The 22,860-nt window shown below is 49.5% G+C and carries 24 protein-coding genes; 3 read left to right on the forward strand and 21 right to left on the reverse strand.

What is annotated here, in order from left to right:
- Positions 1 to 20: 20 nt before the first annotated feature.
- The 3 genes from B5F87_RS06045 to B5F87_RS06055 form a co-directional block, all read right to left on the reverse strand.
- A complete protein-coding gene (locus tag B5F87_RS06045) occupies positions 21 to 626 on the reverse strand; it encodes a cyclophilin-like fold protein (protein ID WP_158096976.1) in 606 nt (201 codons plus the stop codon).
- Entirely contained in the window at positions 626 to 1,006 is a 381-nt protein-coding gene (locus B5F87_RS06050; protein ID WP_087278283.1) for a cyclophilin-like fold protein, read from the reverse strand. Before B5F87_RS06050 ends, B5F87_RS06045 begins: the two co-directional genes overlap by 1 nt.
- 349 nt (positions 1,007 to 1,355) lie before the next feature.
- A complete protein-coding gene (locus tag B5F87_RS06055) occupies positions 1,356 to 2,357 on the reverse strand; it encodes an MBL fold metallo-hydrolase (protein WP_087278286.1) in 1,002 nt (333 codons plus the stop codon).
- A 176-nt stretch (positions 2,358 to 2,533) separates the two neighbouring features.
- Between B5F87_RS06055 and B5F87_RS06060 the strand changes: the two genes are divergently transcribed.
- The 3 genes from B5F87_RS06060 (at position 2,534) to B5F87_RS21685 (ending at position 4,856) form a co-directional block, all read left to right on the forward strand.
- Positions 2,534 to 3,436, forward strand: a complete 903-nt coding sequence (locus B5F87_RS06060) for a LysR family transcriptional regulator (RefSeq protein WP_087278289.1) — start codon at positions 2,534 to 2,536, stop codon at positions 3,434 to 3,436.
- A 30-nt stretch (positions 3,437 to 3,466) separates the two neighbouring features.
- The gene (locus tag B5F87_RS21680; RefSeq protein ID WP_343215731.1) at positions 3,467 to 3,790 is read left to right on the forward strand and encodes an ATP-binding protein; all 324 of its coding nucleotides are present in this window, start codon (positions 3,467 to 3,469) and stop codon (positions 3,788 to 3,790) included.
- Positions 3,791 to 4,280: 490 nt separating this feature from the next.
- Positions 4,281 to 4,856, forward strand: a complete 576-nt coding sequence (locus B5F87_RS21685) for an ATP-binding protein (RefSeq protein ID WP_343215733.1) — start codon at positions 4,281 to 4,283, stop codon at positions 4,854 to 4,856.
- Positions 4,857 to 4,973: 117 nt separating this feature from the next.
- Here B5F87_RS21685 and B5F87_RS06070 read toward each other — a convergent pair whose 3' ends face one another.
- The 18 genes from B5F87_RS06070 to B5F87_RS06155 all read right to left on the reverse strand — a co-directional run bounded on the left by B5F87_RS06070 (position 4,974) and on the right by B5F87_RS06155 (position 22,727).
- Positions 4,974 to 5,594: a V-type ATP synthase subunit D gene (locus tag B5F87_RS06070; RefSeq protein ID WP_087278292.1), complete on the reverse strand. Its 621-nt coding sequence runs from the start codon at positions 5,592 to 5,594 to the stop codon at positions 4,974 to 4,976.
- Between the two features lie 77 nt (positions 5,595 to 5,671).
- The gene (locus B5F87_RS06075; protein WP_087278295.1) at positions 5,672 to 7,057 is read right to left on the reverse strand and encodes a V-type ATP synthase subunit B; all 1,386 of its coding nucleotides are present in this window, start codon (positions 7,055 to 7,057) and stop codon (positions 5,672 to 5,674) included.
- Positions 7,058 to 7,072: 15 nt separating this feature from the next.
- Positions 7,073 to 8,839: a V-type ATP synthase subunit A gene (locus B5F87_RS06080; protein ID WP_087278298.1), complete on the reverse strand. Its 1,767-nt coding sequence runs from the start codon at positions 8,837 to 8,839 to the stop codon at positions 7,073 to 7,075.
- On the reverse strand, positions 8,832 to 9,419 hold the full coding sequence (locus B5F87_RS06085) for a V-type ATP synthase subunit E (protein WP_242964282.1): 588 nt from the start codon (positions 9,417 to 9,419) through the stop codon (positions 8,832 to 8,834). The genes B5F87_RS06080 and B5F87_RS06085 overlap by 8 nt, the downstream gene beginning before the upstream one ends.
- 89 nt (positions 9,420 to 9,508) lie before the next feature.
- The gene (locus tag B5F87_RS06090) at positions 9,509 to 9,817 is read right to left on the reverse strand and encodes a V-type ATP synthase subunit F (protein WP_087278301.1); all 309 of its coding nucleotides are present in this window, start codon (positions 9,815 to 9,817) and stop codon (positions 9,509 to 9,511) included.
- 189 nt (positions 9,818 to 10,006) lie between these two features.
- Positions 10,007 to 10,444 (reverse strand): ATP synthase subunit C, encoded by a 438-nt coding sequence (locus tag B5F87_RS06095; RefSeq protein ID WP_087278303.1) that lies wholly within the window; start codon positions 10,442 to 10,444, stop codon positions 10,007 to 10,009.
- An 11-nt stretch (positions 10,445 to 10,455) separates the two neighbouring features.
- Positions 10,456 to 12,396, reverse strand: a complete 1,941-nt coding sequence (locus B5F87_RS06100) for a V-type ATPase 116kDa subunit family protein (RefSeq protein WP_087278306.1) — start codon at positions 12,394 to 12,396, stop codon at positions 10,456 to 10,458.
- On the reverse strand, positions 12,393 to 13,439 hold the full coding sequence (locus B5F87_RS06105) for a V-type ATPase subunit (RefSeq protein ID WP_087278309.1): 1,047 nt from the start codon (positions 13,437 to 13,439) through the stop codon (positions 12,393 to 12,395). Before B5F87_RS06105 ends, B5F87_RS06100 begins: the two co-directional genes overlap by 4 nt.
- Before the next feature lie 3 nt (positions 13,440 to 13,442).
- Entirely contained in the window at positions 13,443 to 13,754 is a 312-nt protein-coding gene (locus B5F87_RS06110) for a hypothetical protein (protein ID WP_087278312.1), read from the reverse strand.
- A 272-nt stretch (positions 13,755 to 14,026) separates the two neighbouring features.
- Positions 14,027 to 15,463, reverse strand: coding sequence for a proline--tRNA ligase (gene proS, locus B5F87_RS06115; protein ID WP_087278595.1), 1,437 nt, complete (start codon positions 15,461 to 15,463; stop codon positions 14,027 to 14,029).
- Positions 15,464 to 15,640: 177 nt separating this feature from the next.
- The gene (locus B5F87_RS06120) at positions 15,641 to 16,354 is read right to left on the reverse strand and encodes an RluA family pseudouridine synthase (RefSeq protein ID WP_087278314.1); all 714 of its coding nucleotides are present in this window, start codon (positions 16,352 to 16,354) and stop codon (positions 15,641 to 15,643) included.
- Positions 16,355 to 16,410: 56 nt separating this feature from the next.
- Entirely contained in the window at positions 16,411 to 17,127 is a 717-nt protein-coding gene (locus tag B5F87_RS06125) for a response regulator transcription factor (protein ID WP_087278317.1), read from the reverse strand.
- A 211-nt stretch (positions 17,128 to 17,338) separates the two neighbouring features.
- A complete protein-coding gene (gene coaBC / locus B5F87_RS06130; protein WP_087278320.1) occupies positions 17,339 to 18,541 on the reverse strand; it encodes a bifunctional phosphopantothenoylcysteine decarboxylase/phosphopantothenate--cysteine ligase CoaBC in 1,203 nt (400 codons plus the stop codon).
- Positions 18,542 to 18,591: 50 nt separating this feature from the next.
- The gene (gene panD / locus B5F87_RS06135; protein WP_087278323.1) at positions 18,592 to 18,984 is read right to left on the reverse strand and encodes an aspartate 1-decarboxylase; all 393 of its coding nucleotides are present in this window, start codon (positions 18,982 to 18,984) and stop codon (positions 18,592 to 18,594) included.
- Between the two features lie 138 nt (positions 18,985 to 19,122).
- Positions 19,123 to 19,962, reverse strand: a complete 840-nt coding sequence (gene panC, locus B5F87_RS06140) for a pantoate--beta-alanine ligase (protein ID WP_087278326.1) — start codon at positions 19,960 to 19,962, stop codon at positions 19,123 to 19,125.
- A 9-nt stretch (positions 19,963 to 19,971) separates the two neighbouring features.
- Positions 19,972 to 20,799 (reverse strand): 3-methyl-2-oxobutanoate hydroxymethyltransferase, encoded by an 828-nt coding sequence (gene panB / locus B5F87_RS06145; RefSeq protein ID WP_087278329.1) that lies wholly within the window; start codon positions 20,797 to 20,799, stop codon positions 19,972 to 19,974.
- Positions 20,800 to 20,875: 76 nt separating this feature from the next.
- Entirely contained in the window at positions 20,876 to 21,724 is an 849-nt protein-coding gene (locus B5F87_RS06150; protein ID WP_087278332.1) for a Rossmann-like and DUF2520 domain-containing protein, read from the reverse strand.
- A 181-nt stretch (positions 21,725 to 21,905) separates the two neighbouring features.
- Positions 21,906 to 22,727, reverse strand: coding sequence for a Cof-type HAD-IIB family hydrolase (locus B5F87_RS06155; RefSeq protein WP_087278598.1), 822 nt, complete (start codon positions 22,725 to 22,727; stop codon positions 21,906 to 21,908).
- Positions 22,728 to 22,860: the final 133 nt, after the last annotated feature.

Raw genomic sequence — 22,860 nt, forward strand, 5'->3', positions numbered from 1 at the left:
CCCTATATATCAGTTATCGATTATTCTGCCTGTTCTATCAGAACACTGCCGGACAGCTCGGAGATATTTTCGCTGCCGGAAGTCACTGTTCCCAGTTCATACAGCCCTGACGCCGTGCTAAAATCATCATAAAACATGACCACGTCGCCCCACGGCTCATAATACGCCAGCACGCCTGCTCCTCCGGCTGCTTCCGGCGCATCCCCGGTATCCAGTTCCTCCGGCGGATAAAAAATCTTCTCATTGGTGCTGTAATCCTCCACCTCTATGGTGCGCGGCAGCTGACTGTATAAGTCCGCAGCAGCCTGACTGTCGTTGAGGGCGTACTCGATGACGGTTCCGTCTTCTGTGGTAAGGCGGAGGGAGATTGTATTCCGGGCGCTGTCCGATGAGGTTCCGGTACTCTCTTCGGCGGTTTCCGGCGCGGCTGCTGTCGTTCCCGCCGGGGCGCTGTCCTGGCCGCCCTGGCCGGTCTGCTTGTTCTGCCCTGTCTGACCGCAGGCAGTCAGCCCTAGGGCAAGTACCAGGGCACATAAAACGATGGCTGTCCGCTTCCTTCTGCCCGCTTTCCGGCGGATATCTGATCGCTCCGCCCCGACCTTTTCCCGGCAGGCGTCTCTTTCCATCAGTTTGTCTCCTTTTCGGCAGGTGTGAGCACTGCGGTAACATCTCCTCTGCCGAGAATCATCTTCAGTTCTTTCTGAGTCACGCCTTCAATCCTGCCCAGGCGGGTAAAGTTCCAGGAATTTGACTCGTAGTAGATGACCAGGGAGTCTCCCAGATACAGAATCAAGTCGCATGGTTTCGCCTTGATGTGCTGGTCGTTGGTCGGCAGCAGCTTTCCAATGGAGCCTACCTTTTCCATGCCGGCGTAATCGTTCATGTGAATGGTCAGCGGACCTGCCTCCAGCATGGCAAAAAGCGCTTCTGCGGAAGAGTTCTCCACCAGCGTCGCTGTCAGTACATTTTCTCCAATCTGGATATTTATCTTATTTTTTCCTTCCATTATATATGTCCTCCTTCCACCAGTCACCGATGTGATCTTTGCCGGCAAATGTGCCCCGTTTCCGTCCATGGAATCGGGAACGGTTGTCTGTTTCTTCTCTCAATTACACTATATTCCTTCGGAGGACCAATAGCAAATATTTGTTCTTTATGTAAATGTATAGTTTTTGCCTATGCAAAATCTGCGATTTCAATAACCAACGGCCATGTCCAATCCCATGACCACTGATTACTATCAACGACCACGATCAATGGCCACAATCAAAGAATCACAACAAAGAAAGCAAACCAGATAAAGAAAGACAGAGAAACATATTCCCGTACATTTCTCTGTCTTTTACTCTTCATCCTCACACCAGCTCATAGGTATGAATCATTTTCCCGTTTCTCTCTTTTTTAACACGGCAGACTTTATTCTCTGCCATCAGATATTCGATGTGTGCCAGCGTCTCGCCCACCGCAAACCATTTCTGTCGGTTCGGGGCGTCTTTCCATGCTCTGCCGCGCATGGACCAGGTTAGACCGCCAGCCACTTCATATCCGGTCGCTCCCGGCTGTTTTTCCAACACTTTAAGAATCTGATTAAGGCGGACCGCATGGTGAGCGAGGATCTCCGCCACTCTGTCTTCCAGCGTTTTGTTTGAGAGATTACGATGCGCAGGGAGAGGCAGGTCAACATCAAAATCCAGCAGCCGCTCCAGATTATTCATGTATTGCCGCAGGGAATCGTCAATCCCCGACCATTTGGTAATGTTTGGCGTGATGTCAAACAGAAGGTGGTCTGCCAGGAACATGATCTTTTTGTCAGCAATATAGAAGATCATCTGTCCCGGCGTATGTCCCGGCATGAAAATCGCAGTAAGCGTCGTGCCTCCCACAGTGACGGTATCGCCTTCCTGTAGGGTCGTCACCGGAAATGTGGCGTCCGGCAGATAAATACTGGCAGGATTTGTCTTGATGGCATCCTGAAGCTCATCCTCCGGAAATCCTTCCAGACGATACTGCTGGTCAATTCGCCCCATAAGATCTCCCTCTTTCATGCGGCGGTAATACTCATACTCCACCTTTCCCATATAGATAGTGGTATCCGGATAATTAAAATATCCCGCCAGTCCGATATGATCCGAATGAAGATGCGTAACGAGCAGCTTCGTGTGCTCCGGCGACACGCCGATCTCGCTGAGGCCGCCTTTCAGCGCCTGCCAGCATTCCTCCGTGCGGAAGCCGGTATCAATGACGGCGCTTTCCCCGCCGTCCTTTATAACGTAACAATTGAGATTCTTTAACGGGTTCCCCGTCAGGGGGACATCGATCTTGTAAATGTCCGGGCTGCGATGTATTAATTCAACCATAATTTTTCTTTAACCTGCCTTTCTGTTTTCGCGCAAAAAACTCCTGATATACTCTTTTTTAACCATAGGATAACAAATTCTCTCCCTGCGGGTCAAGAATGAAATCCCTTGCCTTTTTCTTCACCCCCATGTAAAATCATTTCATACCCATTCCCACCCCGAAAGGAGGCATCCCCTTGGAACTTCGTGTATTACAATATTTTCTGGCTGTGGCCAGGGAACAGAGCATCTCCAGCGCGGCGCAGTCGCTGCACCTCTCTCAGCCCACTCTCTCCACACAGCTGAAACATCTTGAACAGGAGCTTGGCAAACAGCTGCTGATCCGCGGCACCAAAGGCTCCCGCAAGGTGCTTCTGACCGAGGAAGGAATGCTGCTTCGCAAGCGGGCGGAGGAGATTCTTGAGCTGGTTCACATGACGGAAAATGAGATTGCTCTTTCCGATGAGGTGGTGGCGGGCGATGTGTATATCGGTTCCGGCGAGACCGACATCGTGCGGCTGCTGGCCCGGGCGGCGCAGTCGCTCCGGAAAAAATACCCGGATATCCATTATCACATTTCCAGCGGAAACGCGACATTTGTCATGGAGCAGCTTGATAAGGGGCTCATTGATTTTGGGATTCTTTATGATTCTGTGGATGGGAGCAAATACGATTCCATGCGGATTCCGATTCCGGATGTGTGGGGTGTGCTGATGCGGAAAGATTCCCCTCTGGCCGAAAAGGAATCTGTCACTCCGGAAGATCTGTGGGACAAGCCTCTGATTCTCTCGGAGCAGGAAAATCAGAGCAGCGAGCTGTCTCTCTGGATGAAGCAGGACATTTCCCGGCCGCACGTGGCAGCCACCTACAACCTGATCTTCAACGCTTCCCTTCTGGTGGACGAGGGCATGGGCTACGCCATCTGCCTGGACAAGCTCATCAACACCAGCGGCGACAGCAATCTCTGCTTCCGTCCCCTCTCCCCGCGCCTGGAAGCCACCGCCTTTCTGGTCTGGAAGAAGTATCCGGTCTTTTCCCGGGCCGCCGATAAGTTTATACAGACACTGCAGGAGATGTTTCAGCAGGAAAGGTTTAAATAAAAGACCATCCCAGAGAGGAGGAAGCTGGCAATGATTGAAAAATGGATCGCAGAAGCAACGGAATGTGATTTTAAAGTAGCTCTGGAAGTAAGAAAACCAAAAAGCTGGCTTAAGAGTGTAAGTGCCTTTGCCAACGGCATAGGAGGTACGCTGATTTTTGGTATTGATAATGATAGAAATGTTATTGGATTGGCCGATTCTTGTACTCACCGTTTTCGCAGGACACAGTACACCATACTACTACAAAGCCGACGGTGTAACAGAAGCATATATCCGTATCGGCAACGAAAGTGTAATCGCTCCCAATTATATTTTAAACCAACTTGTTCTAAAGGGTATGAACCGAACTTATGATACACTTGCATCAGAATATGACTTTAAAGACTACTCATTTTCTAAGCTGCGGGAAAGATACAAAGTATGGACCGGCAACAGCATGGATGATAAACTATTTGATTCTTTCGATATAAGAGACAACCACGGAAAGCTGACCAATGCAGGCGCCTTGCTTGCCGACGATTCTCCCATCAGACATTCCAGATTATTCTGTACGCGCTGGAACGGACTGAACAAAGGTGGCGTAGTAATCGATGCTCTGGACAGTGCAGAATATTCCGGCAGTTTAATTATCTTGCTCAATGAAGGTATCAGCTTTGTAAAGCGGAATATGAAAACCCTCTGGAAGAAAACTGCCGATTCCCGGATTGAGATGCCAGACTATTGTGAGCGTAGTATTTTTGAGTCTCTCGTAAACGCTTTAATCCATCGTGATTATTTGATCCTGGGCAGCGAAGTCCATATTGATATTTACGATGATCGTCTTACCATCTATTCTCCGGGCGGCATGGCAGACGGCACAAGAATACAGGAGCGGGATATATCCACTATTTCTTCCACACGACGTAATCCTGTTTTAGCGGATATTTTTGCCCGCCTGGGATACATGGAACGACAAGGCAGCGGATTCAGAAAAATCACAGAGGCTTTCCACACCGCCCACAACTACCGTGAGGGATTAGAACCTGAATTCTATTCTGATGTTACCTCATTTCAAGTCACCTTATATAATTTAAATTATAGGCAAACAGCTGAAAAATCAGGTGTTTCGTCCCAAAATCAGGCGATTGATATATCAGAAACAGGCGATTGGCAGAAAAAACAGGCCGTTAAAGGACGGGTCAACGCACTAAATGTCAATAAGGCGACAAAAACAAAAGCGATGCTATTATTTAGTGTCGTCGGCTTTGAACAAATATTCGGACGCACAGATATATCACAGATTGTTGGAATTACGGTTTCTCCCGCAGGAGAATTAATCAAAAAGCTAAAAAAAACCGGCTTAATTGAACCTGTCAGAGGTCGTGGAAAAGGTAAATACAAATTCACAGAGCCTCCGGAGAAAAATAAAGAGTTCCACTAAAAAGAACTTTTTTGTCAGGTGTCCGCCCGTGCAAACACGGCGGCCATCCTCCGGCGTATCGCACAATACAATGCCCGCTGTCAGCACACAGCCGACAGCGGGCATTTTTATTTATTCTTATTCCTTCATCTTCATCCGTTTGATAACTTTCAGTCTCGTAAATTCCTCCCTGTCTTTTTCTTCCAGGGCATTGGTGATGGTATATACCAGAGACGTGTACATGGGGATGGTGATATTTTGCAGCGCGTTGGCGCGCTTCTGGGTCTTTTTGATATTGCTGGCCAGGCGGTAAGCGGCATTCTCCACCATGGACAGCTTTACGGTCAGGTCTTTCACCCGGCTGAAGGCCTCCCTGGCGATGTCGATGGACTCGTGGGTCGTACTGAAAGCGTAGGTCGGCTTTCCGGCGTCGGGCGTGTATTTCACATGGGGAATCTCTGTTCCCATGATGCTTCTCACCTGAATGGTGATGGAGTTTTCGATGGGCACTGTGTAGGCAAGCTGCTCCACGGTGCTGATTCCGTTTTCGATGTTGGCCCGCTGGAGACACTGATACGCATAGGTAAATGTACTGTCAATCTCCTCCTGGATGCTCCGGGCCTCGTCGATCAGATCCATCAGCTCCCGGATGAGAATGTTCCTCTTCCGGTCCATCAGATCATATCCCTGCCTGGCAAGAGCCAGCGAATTCTTCGCCAGCATCAGATTTCCTTTAGTGGGAAATGTACGTGGGTCCATAAAACACCTCCTCCCTTTTATTTTCCGGGTTGCATCTTGTGTTCATCTCGCCCGGATTCTTCCGGCTCCAAAAAATATCACTCCTCCGGAGCCGGCTTATAATATTTATCAAGCAGCCTGGTGTCCACCCGGTCCAGCTCCTCCCGCGGCAGCTTGCCGAGGAGCTCCCAGCCGAGATTCAGGGTCTCTTCCATGGTCCGGTTTTCTTCCGGCCCCTGGCCGATATATCTTTCCTCAAATTCCTTTCCGAATTCCAGATATTTCTTATCAATCGGCGACAACTCATCTTCGCCGATGACGGAGGCCAGATTTCTGGCGTCGCCCACCTTTGCGTAGGCGGAGAAAAGCTGATTGGAAAGATCCTGATGATCTTCTCTTGTATACCCCTCTCCGATGCCGTCCTTCATGAGACGGGACAGCGACGGCAGGATATTGATAGGAGGGTAAATGGACTGGCCATTCAGCGGACGATCCAGAACGATCTGTCCCTCGGTGATATATCCGGTCAGGTCGGGAATCGGATGGGTGATATCATCGTTGGGCATGGTGAGAATCGGCAGCTGCGTCACAGAGCCTTCCACTCCCCGCACGATACCTGCACGCTCATAGATGGCCGCCAGCTCGCTGTAAAGATAACCCGGAAAACCTTTCCGGCTCGGGATTTCTCCCTTGGAGGAGGATACCTCACGCATGGCCTCAGCAAAGGAAGTCATATCCGTCAGAATAACAAGTATATGCATATGCTGCTCAAAGGCCAGATATTCCGCCACGGTCAGCGCCACCTTCGGAGTGATGAGACGCTCCACCACCGGATCGTTGGCCAGATTCAGGAACATGGCCACGTGGTCGGCCACGCCGCTCTCCTCAAAGGTATGCCGGAAGAAGTCCGCCACGTCATGCTTGACGCCCATGGCGGCAAAAACGATGGCAAACTCCTCATCAGAGTCCTCGCCCAGAGACGCCTGTTTTACGATCTGGGCGGCCAGTTGATCATGTGGCAGACCGTTGCCGGAGAAAATCGGCAGCTTCTGTCCGCGGATCAGCGTTGTCAATCCGTCGATGGCGGAGATTCCGGTGTGAATATAGTTTCTCGGGTACTCACGGCAGACCGGATTTAACGGCAGGCCGTTGACGTCCCGTTTCAATGTCGATACGATAGGACCCAGATCATCAATGGGCTGACCGATCCCGTTGAAGGTCCGTCCCAGCATATCCGGGGACAGGGCGATTTCCATGGGATGTCCGGTCAGCTTCGTGTGGGTGTTCATAAGCGACATGCTCTCCGTACCCTCAAACACCTGGATGACCGCCTTATCTTCATACAGCTCCACGATACGTCCTATTTTTCTCTCGGAGCCGTCTATGACGAACTCCACGATCTCATCAAAGAAGGCGTCCTGTACGCCTTCCAGAACAACCAGAGGGCCATTAACGCTGCTCAGGCCTAAATATTCAATTGACATATTTCCGGTCCCTCCTTATGCGTTTTTCTCCAGCACCCTCTGATAAAATGCATCGATATCCCGGCGGTACTGCGCAAACATTTCCAGTCGGTCGTTCGGCACATCATATTTGATGGCAATGATCTTATCAAATATTTTCTCTTCCTTAAGCACAGACATCGGGTGTCCCATGGACACAAGGGTGCGGGCAAGTTTATAAAGATACAATATGATATCCATCATCAGGAACTGCTTTTCCATGGATACGCAGGTATCCTCCTGATGAAAGGCATTCTGCTGTAAAAATCCCAGCCGGATGACACGGGCGATCTCAAGCACCAGCTTCTGGTCATCCGGAAGCACGTCGCTTCCGATGAGCTTGACGATTTCGAGAAGACTGCTCTCCTGATTGAGCAGCGCCATGAGGCGGTTGCGGTATTCCACAAACTGCGGGGAAACATTGTCTCTGTACCACGGGCTTAAATCGCCCAGATACTCGCTGTAACTGGTAAGCCAGTGAATAGCCGGAAAATGTCTCGCGTAGGCAAGGCTCTTATCCAGTCCCCAGAAACATCGAACAAAGCGCTTTGTATTCTGAGTGACTGGCTCGGAAAAGTCTCCGCCCTGCGGGGAAACCGCGCCGATGATGGTGACGGAACCGTTAGTTCCGTTGAGGTTATGCATCATGCCGGCTCTCTCATAAAAGGCTGACAGACGAGAAGCCAGATACGCCGGAAAACCTTCCTCTGCCGGCATCTCTTCCAGACGGCCGGACAACTCACGGAGCGCTTCCGCCCAGCGGGAAGTGGAATCCGCCATGATGGCCACATCGTAGCCCATATCCCGGTAATATTCAGCCAAGGTCAGTCCCGTGTATATGCTGGCCTCCCTGGCTGCCACCGGCATATTGGAAGTATTAGCAATGAGTGTCGTCCGGTCCATGAGCGGCTGTCCGCTTCTGGGATCCATCAGTTCACTGAACTCCTCCAGAACCTGCGTCATCTCATTGCCTCGCTCTCCGCATCCGATATAGATTATGATATCCGCATCCGCCCATTTGGCGATCTGGTGCTGCGTCATGGTCTTACCCGTTCCGAAACCTCCCGGAATAGCCGCCGTTCCGCCCTTCGCGATGGGAAACATCGTATCGATGATACGCTGTCCTGTGACCAGAGGCACAGAAACCGGGAACCGGTGATGGCAGGGTCTCGCTGTCCGGATCGGCCAGTGCTGCGTCATGGTCAGCTTCCTTTCCGTCCCGTCAGAGAGCTTCAGCACCACAAGGGGCTCATCAATGGTGTAAGTCCCGTCCGGCACTGTCTCCACGACCGTTCCTTCCACATCGGGAGGAATCATACATTTATGAATGATAGCCCGGGTTTCCGGAACCTCTGCAATAATATCCCCGCCATGGAGATATTGTCCTTTTTCAACCGTAATATGCGCTTTCCATTTTTTCTGGCGATCCAGAGAGTCTACACTGACTCCGCGGGTAATAAATGCTCCTGCCGACTCTGCGATCCGCTCCAGCGGCCGTTCGATACCATCAAAAATGTTGTTGAGAATCCCGGGGGCAAGGGTAACGGAAACGGCGCTGCCGCTTGCCACCACTTCTTCTCCCGGACGCAGGCCCGTAGTCTCTTCGTACACCTGCACGGTGGTTCTATCCTTATCGAGAGCAATGACCTCGCCCACCAGCTTCTGTCTGCCGACATAGACCATCTCCGCCATACGAAATCCTGTATTACCTTTCAGATAGACGACAGGGCCGTTAATTCCATAAATCTTTCCGGTTTTAAGCAACGCCGTCACCTCCTAAAAACAAAAACTTCTCATACTCATCCCGAAGCTGTGTCCGGAAGGAATGGTCGATGAGAATGTTGCGGCTTGAAATCACCGCGCGCACCCCGCCGATGAAGTCCTCCTCACTGACGGTCAGCGAAACGCCGGTCAATTCTTCCAGCTCTTCCCGCTTCGCCTCATCGGACCCGTTGATATATATGATAACCAGGTCATCGCCGGCGTACTCCTCGGCCTGCCTGATACATTTCACAAGAAATTCGTCATACGCTTCTGTCTTCATATACTCTCTGACCAGCTGCTTTGCCTCGTCAAAAATCTTATCCTTAAGCTCCTGCTGCACCTTGCCGCGGATGCGCTTCTGCTCCAGCTGAAACTTCGCTCTCGCCTGATTCAGCTCCAGCTTCGCCCTGGTCTTCTCCTCCATAATCCGAAGCTTGGACTGGTGCATGGATTCTGTCTTGTGATCCGCCAGCTCCTTCTCCAGTCTCTCCCGGTGAGAGTCAATGATGGCATTGCCCTCCGCCCGGGCCTGCTCCATGGACGAGCTCTGCAGGTGCGTGATTTTTTCTTCTAAAGTCAAGAGGAATCCCTCCTTTATGTCATAAAATGTACAGTGATTGTTACCGGTCACCGCATGAACAATGACCAGTGCTTACCTGTCTGCTCCCATCACAGCTTGAGCCCGATGGCCTCTGTGATATAGGAAGTGATAAAATCCTTCTGCCTGCCGGTTCCGTGCCGGTCCGGTATCTCCACCAGCAGGGGCATCTTCCGCTCCAGCCGGAAGGTATCGATGATATCCGGAAACTCCCTGCCGAACTTCTCCGTCAGCAGCACGATACCAATACTTTTATCTTTCAGAACCTTCTCCAGTTCTTCCCTAAGTTCCTCTCTCTCGTGGACGACCACGCCGTCCACCCCGGCCAGGCGCATCCCCGTATAGGTATCCACGTTATCACTGATGAGATACATTTTCATGGATATCGCCTCCTTCGCGTTCCCACTCCTGTATACGGTAACACCACGGATTGCTCCGCGCACTGCGCTCTCGCAATCCTTCCCACATTCGCATTCCCACACTATCGTGCTCCATGCTCATGTGGTGGCGGCTCCCAAAGCCATGCTTCTTCACGCTAGCGTGAAAGCCTGACTTTCTGGAGCCTGGTGTTACAGGTTTCCAAGAATCATGAAGGAGATGATCAATCCATACAGGCAGACACCCTCTGCCAGACCTACGAAGATCAGCGACTTACCAAGAATACTGGAATCTTCACTTAACGCTCCCAGTGCGGCGCTGGCCGCGCTGGCCACGGCGATACCGCCGCCGATACAGGACAGACCGGTTACAAGGGCTGCCGCCAGATAGCCAAGTCCTGTGGCGATGCCGGATGCCGACGCTGCGGCTGTCTCGGCTGCTTCCACATTCTGACCGCTGAACATCACCACGATGGCAACGAGCAATGTGCCGAAGAAAAATACGGTGTTGACGCCCAGTGTCTTTTTATAACGTTTTTTACATTTCTCTCCCAGATAAAAATAACAAAACGGAAGAATAATACTTAAAATTAATGCTGCCATTAAAAGAATCTTGGTTATTACTGTCATGATAGGACCTCCTACTTTTTATTGGTTTTCTTTTTCGTATATGGAGTAAAGGCATGTCCGCTGCCTTTATAAAAACGGCTGAACATTTCATAATATTCCAGTCGAAGCACCTGTATACCGACGATGAGCCCCTCAAATCCGCATACAAAAAGGTTGCCGAGTATCACGCCGATCCAGTTCGGATTTCCACTCTCCGCTCCGGCCAGCTGCAGCACCACTTCCATGATGGCCGCGTGGCTGACTGCAAAGGCTCCAATACGGATAAAGGAAATCGTATTGGAAAAGTAGCTGAGCAATGTCTCAAACATTTCAAAAAAACCTTCCACCAGAAACATCGCCTTGCTCTCCTCCATCTTTCCGCTCTGCTTCCGTATAAGCCTGGTCAGCGGCTCCTTAAACAAAATCAGAAGAAGAGGCACGCCAAACATCACCGCCATAACGATACCCGCAGGAAGCGGATTGCCGGTCAGGAACAAAACAATAGTAACGACAACCGCCGCATAGAACACAAGTCCCGCCGCGCCATTGGCATCAAACCACGCACTGCCGATATCTCTGTCCCGAAGCGCGTTGATGATGTGAAGCACCATGGCAACAATGATCAGGAACATTCCAAAAGCCACCGCAACTACAAAGACCGTATTTAGCTTTCCCAGAAACGGCAGAGTCGTCATATTGTCAATAGGCCGTATCCAAAGGGGTTCCAGTACATTTTCAAACCCAAACACACTTCCGAACACAAAACCAAAAATCGTTGAAAAGAAACCGGCTGTGGAAATGATTCCTGCCAGCGGAGCTTTCTTAAAGTGATAAATAAGCGCTCCTCCGATGAGAAGAAGCAATCCCTGTCCCACATCTCCGAACATGATACCGAAGATCAGGGAGTATGTGATTCCCACAAACAGAGTCGGATCAAGCTCATTATGTGCCGGCAGCCCGTACATCTGCACAAACATCTCAAATGGTTTGAAAAGCTTCGGATTCTCCAGCTTTGTCGGAGGCTCTCCAAAATACGCATCATGGTCATCTTCCACAACTACAAAGACCTTATCGTCATCCTGAATCTCTTTTACAAACTTATCCACATCGTCTTCTGCCATCCAGCCGCAGAGAATATAATAATCTTCTTTATTATCTTCCATTCGTGCGGCCAGCTTACGGACATCAAAGTTATTGGAGAGTTCTTCCAGACGATTTTTGGCTGCGACAAGCTGCGGCGCCCTGTCGGCAAGCATTTTCCCTGCCTCCTTATCCAAATCGCTGAGCTCCCCGGCGATCTTCGCGTCTTCCCGGTCCAGAGAACGATATGCCTGCTCTGGCGTTCCCTCAAACTCATCCTTGAGTTCGATTCTCTCAAAATGGAGAGACCGGAATACAGCGTCCACTTTCTGCGTTTCCGCCGGCGCAACAAAATACGCTCCGTACACGTAGCTTTCGTCCCGCTGCCCTTCCACAAAAATCGCTCCCAGGTCATCCATCAGATATTTCTGCATTTTCTGATAAAATTCAACGGCAATGCGCCCGAAGCGGTAGGTAATATATTTGTAGTGCAGCACCTTATGAAGATTGCAGTCCAGCGGACGGAACGGAGCGATAACGCGCTGTTTTGCGTGAATCTCCTCGCTGCGCTTCTTTAATTTTTCTTTTTTCTCCTGCAGAGACTGATAATCCTCTCCAGCCTGCCGCACCACTGCGAACATATCGTCAAGTCCGAGAGAAGTATCCGGCTCCACCTCATCCGCATCCGGCAGATAACCCACAAACTCCGACGCCTTATTTAAAACATCACGATAAGGATTAATCTCTACAAAAGGCCTCAGATTATCCACGGTCCTGAGTTCTGACAGCGCAGATTCAAGCTGTATCTCATATCTGGACAGATACAGATCCGTCACCCGGTCTATATCGTTCCGGGGTCCGGATATATTGACAAATTTCATTTTTACAATCATTGTGTTCTACCTCCAATGTATGCCAGCGTCTCGCCCGGAGTCAGACTGTACCGTACACATTCCATGGCAGTAGTCAGTTTCTTGATTTCCTCTTCTTTCAGAAAAAGATAGGTATTTACCGCCGCTATAGAATAAGGATTCCGCCGCCGGTCCACAGTGTACAGATAATGCAGACAATCCGCATACATCTGCTCTATGGTCATGTTCTGATGAAAGTCGTAATGACGGGCGTAAGTTGTCCTGTCCACCGCAGCCTGCAGCTCATCAAGTCCCGGCGCTTCCACCATATTTTTGATACTGTCCACAGACAGTTTGTAATGAATCGGAATCAGCAGCAGATAAATATCCGCAGGCTTCATATTATAATACTTTTTTGCCCGGTATATCCACTGCATATTAAGCAGATCGATCTTAGATCCGCAGTCTCTGGTAAACAGCTCCCGGTCCGCCTTCTTCAGTATCTTTCTCTGTTCCTTCCATATAGATGTAAAGTAATAGAGATTCAGTGTCAGGTCGTAATCATAGAGAGTAACATTCTGAGAATCCCTGAGTTTCTTCAGAGGTTCATAATATTCCGTGTCCCTAAGATTCTCCACCAGCTCATCTGTTGTCCGGGATGTAATCAGCCTTTCGATGGATATTTGTGAATAGCGATCAAAAAATGGCTGTTTATACGCCAGATCGAATGGCTGCTTATAATGATTAATGACAATCCGCAGACAGTAATTTATCAGATCTATCTCATAGGATTTCATGATCAGACGCATAAAACGCCGCTGCTTCTGCCCGCAGAATCGGTACAGTTTCGTATAATCATGATACAGCGACTGTATCAGCACCTTTTCAATATTTCCACGGTGAATCTGCTCTTCCTCCAGGGTATCCAGCACATCCACATATGCTGTATTTTTCTTCAGATACTCCACAATTTCCGGCACACTTCCAAGTCCCGCAATAATCTCAAACTGCTGACTGCTCAGCAGCTTCCCTTCCATTGCCCGCGCCTTGGTCACGATCCCGCTGTAAGCTAGTAAATTTCCCATAAGCTACACCTCGGTAATCCGTTTCAAAATATTTTTGACATATTCTGTATGACGTTCGGCGTAGTCCTCCTTCAGCGCCTGAATCTCTTTTCCGCCTGCGCCGTTTTGTCCGTCAAGAATCTCTGAGGTATCCTTATCCAATTTACTCTGGATTGTCTGAATCCGTGCCCGAGTCTTCTCTTCCAGTTCCTCGTCAAAGCGCCTGCGTTTTTCGTCATATTCTTTGTCCAGAACCGCCTTCTGCTCCTCGGCGTGTTCCACAATGGAAGAAGCAGTCTCCTCAATCTCTGTCAATCTATTGATAATTGAGTCCATATCAACCCTCCTGTTTATGACAATATTTTGTTTTTTCATACCCCATTCTATTCACATATAATTTAGAAGTATTTTGTGAATATAAGGTAAAAATAAACAAATTCAGACAAGAAAATATTCCAACTTTCGTTAGTATAGCACAGTCTTTTTGAAATCACAACAGAGGAAATTCTTTCATCACTAAAGATTCGGCTAAGAAAATTTATGGCTGTTCCACCGGAATTTCCTGTAAAAAAACAGGAGGCGTAAAACCTCCTGTTTCTGTTTAATAATTAATATGCTTTTCCGAAGTATACTTCACATTTTGCCGGCTTGCCGCAGTGTACGCACACATCACCGTGTTTCTCCTGCTCAAACGGCATACAGCGGGTAGTAGCGCCGGTCTCTTCTTTGATGGCTTCCTCGCAGGCTCTGTCGCCGCACCACATAGCGCGGATAAAGCCCTGTTTTGTATTTAAGAAATCCTGGAACTCATCCCAGTTATGAGCCACATGGGTGTTAGCGTCCAGATGCGCTTTGGCTCTGTCATACATATCTTTCTGCATTTCTTCCAGAACCTCACCCAGCCTTACCGGCAGCTCATCGATGGATACCACGATCTTCTCGCGGGTATCTCGGCGGACGATCACCGCCTGATTCTTCTCGATATCCTTCGGTCCGATCTCGATACGGGTCGGGATACCCTGAATCTCCTGTTCGCTGAACTTCCATCCCGGAGACTTGTCGGAATCATCTACTTTGACGGAGTAGTCGCCTTTCAGCATGTCGCGGATCTCAAATGCTTTGTCAAGCACACCTTCTTTCTTCTGCTGAATCGGAATGATCATGGTCTGCACCGGTGCAATTCTCGGCGGCAGTACCAGACCGCTGTCATCACCGTGTACCATGATGATGGCGCCGATGATACGGGTGGACATACCCCATGACGTCTCATAAACCGGAGACAGCTTATTCTCTTTATTGGCATACTGAATACCGAAGGCTTCCGCGAAACCGGAACCGAAGTTGTGGCTGGTACCAGACTGAAGAGCCTTTCCGTCGTGCATCAGCGCCTCGATGGTATAGGTAGCCTCTGCGCCGGCAAACTTTTCTTTGTCAGTCTTCTTTCCTTTTACCAGAGGGATTGCCAGAATCTCTTCGCAGAAATCTGCATATACATTGAGCATCTGCTCGGTTCTCTCTTCTGCCTCTTCCGGCGTTGCATGGAAAGTATGTCCTTCCTGCCATAAGAACTCCGCGGAACGAAGGAACGGACGGGTGGTCTTTTCCCAGCGAAGTACGGAACACCACTGATTATATACTACCGGCAGGTCTCTGTGGGAATGGACGATATCTTTCACATGATCGCAGAACAGAGTCTCGGATGTCGGACGGATACAGAGTCTCTCCGCCAGCTTTTCCTCGCCGCCCTGTGTTACCCATGCTACCTCCGGCGCAAATCCTTCCACATGGTCTTTCTCTTTCTGAAGAAGATTCTCCGGAATCAGCATCGGCAGATATACATTTTCCACGCCGGTCTCTTTAAATCTTCTGTCCAGTTCTTTCTGAATATTCTCCCAGATGGCGTAGCCTCTAGGACGGATGATCATACATCCTTTCACATTGGAGTAGGACACCAGCTCCGCCTTAGTCACCACATCGGTATACCACTGGGCGAAATCTTCATCCATTGGGGTAATTGCTTCCACAAGCTTCTTTTCTTTGGCCATAATTTTTTCCTTTCCTGCACTCTCTTTTATTGGTCTCTGCGAAACTGCCGCCGCAGGGCGCACCGCAGAAACCATGGTTAAAACATCTGTCAGATTATCGCATAAATATACCGGTTTATTTTAGAATACACATGGATTTTTGTCAACACAAACTCTGCACGCGCAAAAAAGGAGGCATCAATATGCCTCCACATCCATTTTTTCAAACGCCTCCCCCTGCGGTTCGGTTTTAAATACAAGCTCTTCGCCGGTCACAGGATGACGGAACGCCAGCCTGGTGGAATACAGTCCCAGCTGCATATATTTTTTCTTTGTATTCTGAAATTTCGGATTGTATTTAGTATCACCGTATAGACCAAGGCCACGGGAAGAGAACTGTACCCGGATTTGATGATGCCGTCCTGTATACAGAATGATCAGCACCCAGGACAGTATGCCGTCGCGAGTCTCGATCTGATCGATCAGCTCGTAATCCAGCACCGCATGTTTTCCGCCTTTTGTTCCTTCCGGGACTACCCTGGTGGTGTTGGTCTTTCCGTCCCGAAGCAGGGTATCCTCAAAAGTTCCGAACTCCTCCGGCAGATCGCCGCAGACCACAGCCTGATAGCATTTTTCAAATTCATGATCCTGAATCTGTCTGCTCAGCTCAGCCGCAGCTTCTCTGGTCTTTGCAAAAACCATCAGACCTCCCACCGGACGGTCCAGCCGATGTACGGCTGTAAGATACGGTTCTTCATTTCCCTCCTGCTTTTCAAAAAGATAATGCTTCAAATAGGTTTCCACATCTACATTTCCACTGGTATCCGGCTGTACCGGCATCCCCGCCGGCTTTTCGCATACCAGAACGCTGTCATCCTCGAATACAATCGGAATCTTTTTCTTCCCCAGCATCTTGTCACCTGCTTCCTGTCTTTTCGGCGGAAGCTTCCTTTCTTCTTTGATACATTTTAAAAGTTCTGTACTTTTAGTGTCCCGGACATTTGAAAACGGTATCCGGCTCCCCACACCGTCTCTATCAAACTGGCCGCACCCGCATATTTTTCAAGCTTTTGGCGAATCTTTTTGATATGTACGGTCACTGTCGCCACATCCCCGATGGAATGCATGCCCCATACTTCCCGGAAAAGTTCCTCTTTGGAGAAAACTCTGTTAGGATGGGACGCCAGAAAGACGAGCAGATCAAATTCCTTTGTGGTAAATGTAATCTCCTCGCCGCACACCGTAACCCGTCTCGCTGTTCTGTCAATTCGTACCTGGTCCAGAACGATACAATCATTTTTCTGGCTTCTCTTTTTTACCAGCCGATTATATTGATTCAGGTTTGCCTTCACCCTGGCAATCAGCTCATTGGGAGCAAAAGGTTTGGTCACGTAATCGTCGGCCCCTACTCCCAGCCCCCGCACTTTATCAACCTCGCTGCTTTTTGACGAAACAATAATAATCGGTATATCGCGTCGGCTTCTAAGCTCCCTGCACAGTTCAAATCCATTCAGATCATCCAGATTTAATTCTGTGATAACCAGGTTAATATCATCCTGCAAGGCTCTTTGAAACCCGGATACACCGCTTTTTTCAATTGTCACTTTATAGGAATTTATCTCCAGATAATCGCGCTCCAGCTCTGTTGCGGAAGTATCATTATCGATAACTAAAATATGTTCCATAATATTTCTCCATGCACCTTGCTTTCATTTTTTCATGCAATTCCCGGCAACACAGTATATTATAACATATCATTCTGCTTTTTTCTTCTAATTTTAATAATTTGTTTATGCATTTTCCGCATTAATTGTACTTTTTTGCTATATTTTCCGAAATCACTATATTTTTTTGTGAAATTAAATCAGTATATTTATAAAACAATAAAATTCTGCGCTACACCCTGTCTTTCCGGTACTCCAGAATGCAGGTCAGCAGCTCATGAGCCGCCTCGTCTTTTGACATTAACGGCAGCTGTTTCTCTTCCTTTTCCATAATAATCGTTATAAGATTAGTATCCGTGGCAAATCCGGCCCCGGCATCTTTCAGATTATTGGCTGCGATCATATCAAGATTTTTCTTTTTCAGTTTTTTCCGGGAATTTTCCAGCATATTCTGAGTTTCCATAGAAAAACCGCAGATGACCTGGTCATCCCGGCGGTGCTCAGCCACATATCCAAGAATGTCCTGTGTTCTCTCCAACGGAATGTTCATTTCACCGTCAGACTTCTTTACTTTCTCCTCACTGACCTGAGACGGACGGTAATCAGCCACAGCCGCAGATTTCACCAAAATATCCTGACTCCCCAGATGATCTCTGACCGCCTCAAACATATCCTGCGCGGTGGTCACCGGAACCATATGGACAAACGGAACAGCCGGAAGGGCAACCGGCCCCGACACCAGCGTCACCTCCGCTCCCCGGAGCATGGCATCTCTGGCGATGGCGTATCCCATCTTGCCGGAAGAATGATTGGTGATATAGCGCACCGGATCAATGGCCTCCTGGGTCGGTCCCGCAGTCACAAGAACATGCAGCCCTTTCATATCCTTCTCGCAGGCAAGCTCCCGTAAAATGTACTGATACAGCGTCTCCGGCTCCGGCATCTTTCCGGCTCCCGTATCTCCGCAGGCAAGATAACCCACAGCCGGATCCACAATCTCATATCCATATCTTCTCAGGGTCTCCAGGTTATCCTGAAGAATCGGATTCTCAAACATATGCGTATTCATGGCCGGAGAAAAAATCACCTTTCCGGGACAGGCCATGATCGTCGTGGTCAGCATATCGTCGGCAATGCCGTGAGCCACCTTTCCAATCACGTTGGCGGAGGCAGGCGCGATCATCATCAGATCGGCTTTCTGCGCCAGCGAAACATGTTCCACCTGAAATTCAAAATTCCGGTCAAAGGTATCTACCAGACATTTATGATTCGTCAGTGTTTCAAATGTGATCGGATTGATAAAGTTTGTTGCGTTCTTCGTCATAATAACATGAACATCACAATGTGCCTTCACAAGCATACTTGCCAGATTGGCAATTTTATAGGCGGCGATGCTCCCTGTCACTCCTAATACAACTGTTTTTCCTTTTAACATAGTCTCCACATTCCTTTTCTTCAGGGTCTTATATTCCCATGCGGATATCCCTACTCCATATCGCTGAGACGGCCATGTTTCTCATAGCTGGTAATGCGATGCACCGAGTTCTTATCATCGACAAAAACAACTGTTGGCCTGTGCTCTTTGGCCTCTTCCGGCGTCATATCCGCATAAGCCATAAGAATAATCTTATCGTGAACGCTGACGCATCTTGCTGCCGCTCCGTTTAAGCACATGACCCCGCTGCCCCGTTCTCCGGCAATGGTGTAAGTCTCGAAACGATTTCCATTATTAATATCCACAATCTGTACTTTTTCATATTCTAAAATTCCGGCGGCATCCAGTAAATCTTCATCCACCGTGATACTGCCCACGTAATCAAGTTCCGCCTGTGTTACCGTGGCGCGATGGATCTTTGCTTTTAACATATTGATCTGCATGAATATTCCTTTCCGCCATGCACCTCGATTCGCTCCGCTCATCTCGGTTAGGGCATTCGCCCTATAGTCAGACACAAAAGCGGCCATGGTTTCATGCAAGCATGACCATGTCCTCTTTTGCGCTGACTGCATGGCTCATTATACAATAAAGTTATCTATCAGTCTAGTTTTTCCGATGTAGACGGCAATGGCCGCGAGGGTCGGGGACTGTACGGTGTCCACCGGCTGCATGGAGAGCCCGTCCACGATTTCCACGTAGTCGATGCGGGCGAGGGGCTCGGACTGTATTTTCTCCACCATGGCTGCCTTGATTTTTGCAGCGTCAGTCTCGCCTTCCTGCACCATTTTTTGTCCGAGGAAGATGGACTGGCTGAGTATCAGCGCTGCTTTTCTTTCTTCTTCGTTCAGGTATGTATTTCTGGAGCTCTTGGCCAGTCCGTCTTCTTCCCGGACGATCGGACATCCTACGATCTCAATGTCCATATTGAGGTCGCGGACCATACGGCGTATGATCGCAAGCTGCTGGGCGTCCTTTTGTCCAAAGTAGGCTCTGTCCGGTGTGACAATGTGAAACAGCTTGCTCACCACGGTACAGACTCCCCGGAAATGTATCGGACGGCTTTTGCCGCAGAGGGTTTTGGATAAAACATCCATATCCACCCAGGTACAAAAATCCGGTGCGTACATTTCTTCCGGTTCCGGATGGAAGATCAAATCCACACCCAGGGTCTCACAAAGCTTGCTGTCTTTCTCCATATCTCTCGGATAGGCTTCCAGATCTTCTGTCGGCGCAAACTGCGTCGGATTCACAAATATGCTTGTCACCACCCGGTCGTTATCTTCCACTGCCTTTTTTATCAGGCTGGCGTGACCCTCGTGAAGATATCCCATGGTCGGCACCAGGCCAACGGAGAGTCCCTCTTTTCTCCAGGCTTTTACCTGTTCCCTCACTTCTTTCACTGTATAAGCAATCTGCATAACTTCCTCCTAGTATAATTTTTCAATCACTTCATCATCAATCTTATAGGTGTGCTCTTCCGCCGGGAAAGAGCCATCCTTGACCGCGGCGTCGTAGTCTTTAAACGCCTGGCTCATAATCTCGCCCACATTGGCAAACTTGCGCACAAACTTCGGACAGAAATCAGAAAACATGGCGAGCATGTCGGCATAGACCAGAACCTGTCCGTCACAGCCGTTGCCGGCGCCGATGCCGATGGTCGGGATGGAGACTGCCTCGGAAACCAGCTTGGCAAGCTTGGCCGGCACACACTCCAGCACCACCGCGAATGCTCCCGCGGCTTCCACCGCTTTGGCGTCGTCAATGAGCTTCTGCGCGGCTTCCACCGTCTTTCCCTGTACCTTGAAGCCGCCGAATGCATTGATGGACTGCGGCGTCAGACCCAGATGCGCGCACACCGGAATGGACGCGTCCACAATGGCCTTGATCTGCGGGCAGACCACCGCGCCTCCCTCCAGTTTGACGGCGCCGCAGTGGGTTTCTTTCATAATGCGTCCCGCATTGACCACTGCGTCGTAGACCGAAGTCTGATAGGACATGAACGGCATGTCCACAACAACCAAAGCATTTTTCGCCCCTTTTGCCACCGCCCTGCCGTGATGGATCATATCTTCCACCGTCACAGCGATGGTATCCTCATAGCCAAGCATTACATTTCCCAGAGAATCTCCCACCAGAATAGAGTTCACACCGGCCTCGTCCACCAGCTTCGCTGTGGAATAATCATAGGCCGTCAGCATGGAAATTTTTTCGCCTTTTTCTTTCATCTGCTGAAATGTTGTCACTGTGTTTTTCATGAATTGATACCTCCCAAATTCTTTTCCGCATGTCTCCGGCTCTTGCCGCAGCATTTTTCCTTCCAGTCTGCCGCCGTCACATTTCCCGCAGCAGCGCCTCAAGCCCTCCATAATCCCTGTCGGGATTTTTCCTGCCAGCCACGGAGAGCAGTTTTCGCGACAGAAGCGCATACAGCTTCCTGTCTTCCTCGTCCAGGCAGTCCAGATGTTTCTGCACGGTCCGCACATCGCCTCGTTCCACCGGCCCGGTGAGGCTGGCGGCGCAGCCACTGGCGAGAACCTTGTTTACATTTCCCGAGATCAGCGGCCGGAGGGCTGCAAGAGCGCTCTCCTCATCAAAGCCACAGTCTCCCAGAAGATCAAGGCTCTCCTGGATCAGGGCAATGACCTGGTTGCTGCAGATGGACGCGGCACAATGGTATTTGACCTTATCCTCCGCCTCGATGAGACGGACCGGATTCCCGAAAGACTGAAAAAGGTCTTTCACCTCTTCGAGATGCCGCTTATCTCCTTCAATTGTGAAATATGCGTCTGAAAGCTCTTTGTACGAATGAAACCGGTCGCTGACCGCAAAGAGCGGATGGATAGAATATCCGAAGGCTCCTCTGTCCGCTATGCCCGGAAAGGCATCCTCCGCAGACAGAGCACCGCTGCAATGACAAATATATTTACCTTCAATGGGAAGTTCCCTGATCTGATTCCACACCGTGGTGATCAGACCGTCCGGGACTGTTAAAAACAGAGCATCACTTTTCCTTACCAAATCTTCAAGTTTCTCTTCAAAATCTGTTCCGGCAAAGTCCGCCGCTGTGCTGGCCGCTTTTTTATCGGCATCAAAAAAGCCTGATAAACTCAGGCCATGTAACACAAAATATTTGGCGAGGGAACATCCAACCTTCCCTGCGCCTATAATTCCTGTATGCATTCTTATCACCTTACTTTCGTAAAGTGACGCTCCGAGTCTCATTCCCATGGATATAAGCTCAATATTTATCCGTGCTGCACGCGGTATGGTTTCTTCCGAATACCATCCATGACGCTGCCTTTACACTATACCATCCCCGGAGCGTTTCGTAAATAAAAAGATTGGGATTTTTTGAAAATATTTACAGCAGATACTTCTCGATAGCTTCCGCGCATCCGTCGTGATCACAGTCCGCCACCACCACATCGGCCAGCGCCTTGATGTGATCCGCCGCATTGCCCATGGCAATGGCAAGGCCGGCTGTCTGCAGTACCTCTTTGTCGTTGTCCGCATCGCCCACCACGATGGTCTCTTCCGGAGAAATGTCCAGATGACGGCCGAGCGCTAAAAGGCCGGCTGCCTTGTTAACTCCTTCAGCCGTAATCTCAAGGGAGGTCTCCTCCGCGTGAACCATGACCACCGGAAGTCCTGCCGCCTTTATTTTCTCTTCGGTGACAGTCCGCTCCTCCGGCGTATGGTGATAGATATTGCATTTCTCCATAGGCACCGGATTATCGCTGTAAAACCTGAAGATATCCTCATAGTGATCCGCCTTCGTCTCAAACATCGTCTTATAAATCCCCATGTGATACTCTTCCATCTTCTCCACCTTGTCTTTCTGCACGATGGACCGTTCAGACAGGAAATGTACCATCACATCCTCCTGACTGGCTATCTCCATCAGCTTCTCCATATCGCTGACAGAAATCGTCTGGCGGGCTATCACCTTTTTCTCCTGACAGTCATACACAACGGCTCCGCTGGTACAATCCAGATAACGCACTTCCGGAACCTGTTCCAGATATTCATGCAGTTCCGCCAGCCCTCTCCCGGTGGAAAGCGCCACGATCTTGCCCTCTTCCGCCGCACGGCGGATCATTTTTTTCGTGCCGTCTGTTATCTGCTTTTTGGAATTCAGAAGAGTTCCATCCATATCCAAAGCTATCAATTTGTATTTTCCCATATTCTTAACTCCTGTGAATCTTTTTGCTGACTGGAATTCCCTCAGAATTCCCTCCAACAAAAAAGTACTTCCTGCCGCGGGATCTCTCCAACAGCAGGAAGTTCATTTTCATTGATCAAATTATAATATGTGC

The organism is Eubacterium sp. An3 (genome assembly GCF_002159465.1).
GTDB lineage: Bacteria > Bacillota > Clostridia > Lachnospirales > Lachnospiraceae > Anaerobutyricum > Anaerobutyricum stercoris.

Coding starts and splice junctions, on each gene's coding strand:
- B5F87_RS06090 (WP_087278301.1), bottom strand. CDS start 9,817: ATGAAAATGTATCTCATCAGTGATAACGTGGATACCTATACGGGGATG.
- B5F87_RS06070 (WP_087278292.1), bottom strand. CDS start 5,594: ATGGACCCACGTACATTTCCCACTAAAGGAAATCTGATGCTGGCGAAG.
- B5F87_RS06055 (WP_087278286.1), bottom strand. CDS start 2,357: ATGGTTGAATTAATACATCGCAGCCCGGACATTTACAAGATCGATGTC.
- B5F87_RS06095 (WP_087278303.1), bottom strand. CDS start 10,444: ATGACAGTAATAACCAAGATTCTTTTAATGGCAGCATTAATTTTAAGT.
- B5F87_RS06105 (WP_087278309.1), bottom strand. CDS start 13,439: ATGGGAAATTTACTAGCTTACAGCGGGATCGTGACCAAGGCGCGGGCA.
- B5F87_RS06075 (WP_087278295.1), bottom strand. CDS start 7,057: ATGTCAATTGAATATTTAGGCCTGAGCAGCGTTAATGGCCCTCTGGTT.
- panD (WP_087278323.1), bottom strand. CDS start 18,984: ATGCAGATCAATATGTTAAAAGCAAAGATCCATCGCGCCACGGTAACA.
- B5F87_RS21685 (WP_343215733.1), top strand. CDS start 4,281: ATGGCAGACGGCACAAGAATACAGGAGCGGGATATATCCACTATTTCT.
- panC (WP_087278326.1), bottom strand. CDS start 19,962: ATGCAGATTGCTTATACAGTGAAAGAAGTGAGGGAACAGGTAAAAGCC.
- B5F87_RS06050 (WP_087278283.1), bottom strand. CDS start 1,006: ATGGAAGGAAAAAATAAGATAAATATCCAGATTGGAGAAAATGTACTG.
- panB (WP_087278329.1), bottom strand. CDS start 20,799: ATGAAAAACACAGTGACAACATTTCAGCAGATGAAAGAAAAAGGCGAA.
- B5F87_RS06110 (WP_087278312.1), bottom strand. CDS start 13,754: ATGGACTCAATTATCAATAGATTGACAGAGATTGAGGAGACTGCTTCT.
- proS (WP_087278595.1), bottom strand. CDS start 15,463: ATGGCCAAAGAAAAGAAGCTTGTGGAAGCAATTACCCCAATGGATGAA.
- coaBC (WP_087278320.1), bottom strand. CDS start 18,541: ATGTTAAAAGGAAAAACAGTTGTATTAGGAGTGACAGGGAGCATCGCC.
- B5F87_RS06155 (WP_087278598.1), bottom strand. CDS start 22,727: ATGGGAAAATACAAATTGATAGCTTTGGATATGGATGGAACTCTTCTG.
- B5F87_RS06125 (WP_087278317.1), bottom strand. CDS start 17,127: ATGGAACATATTTTAGTTATCGATAATGATACTTCCGCAACAGAGCTG.
- B5F87_RS06150 (WP_087278332.1), bottom strand. CDS start 21,724: ATGCATACAGGAATTATAGGCGCAGGGAAGGTTGGATGTTCCCTCGCC.
- B5F87_RS21680 (WP_343215731.1), top strand. CDS start 3,467: ATGATTGAAAAATGGATCGCAGAAGCAACGGAATGTGATTTTAAAGTA.
- B5F87_RS06120 (WP_087278314.1), bottom strand. CDS start 16,354: ATGCTGGGGAAGAAAAAGATTCCGATTGTATTCGAGGATGACAGCGTT.
- B5F87_RS06045 (WP_158096976.1), bottom strand. CDS start 626: ATGGAAAGAGACGCCTGCCGGGAAAAGGTCGGGGCGGAGCGATCAGAT.
- B5F87_RS06100 (WP_087278306.1), bottom strand. CDS start 12,396: ATGATTGTAAAAATGAAATTTGTCAATATATCCGGACCCCGGAACGAT.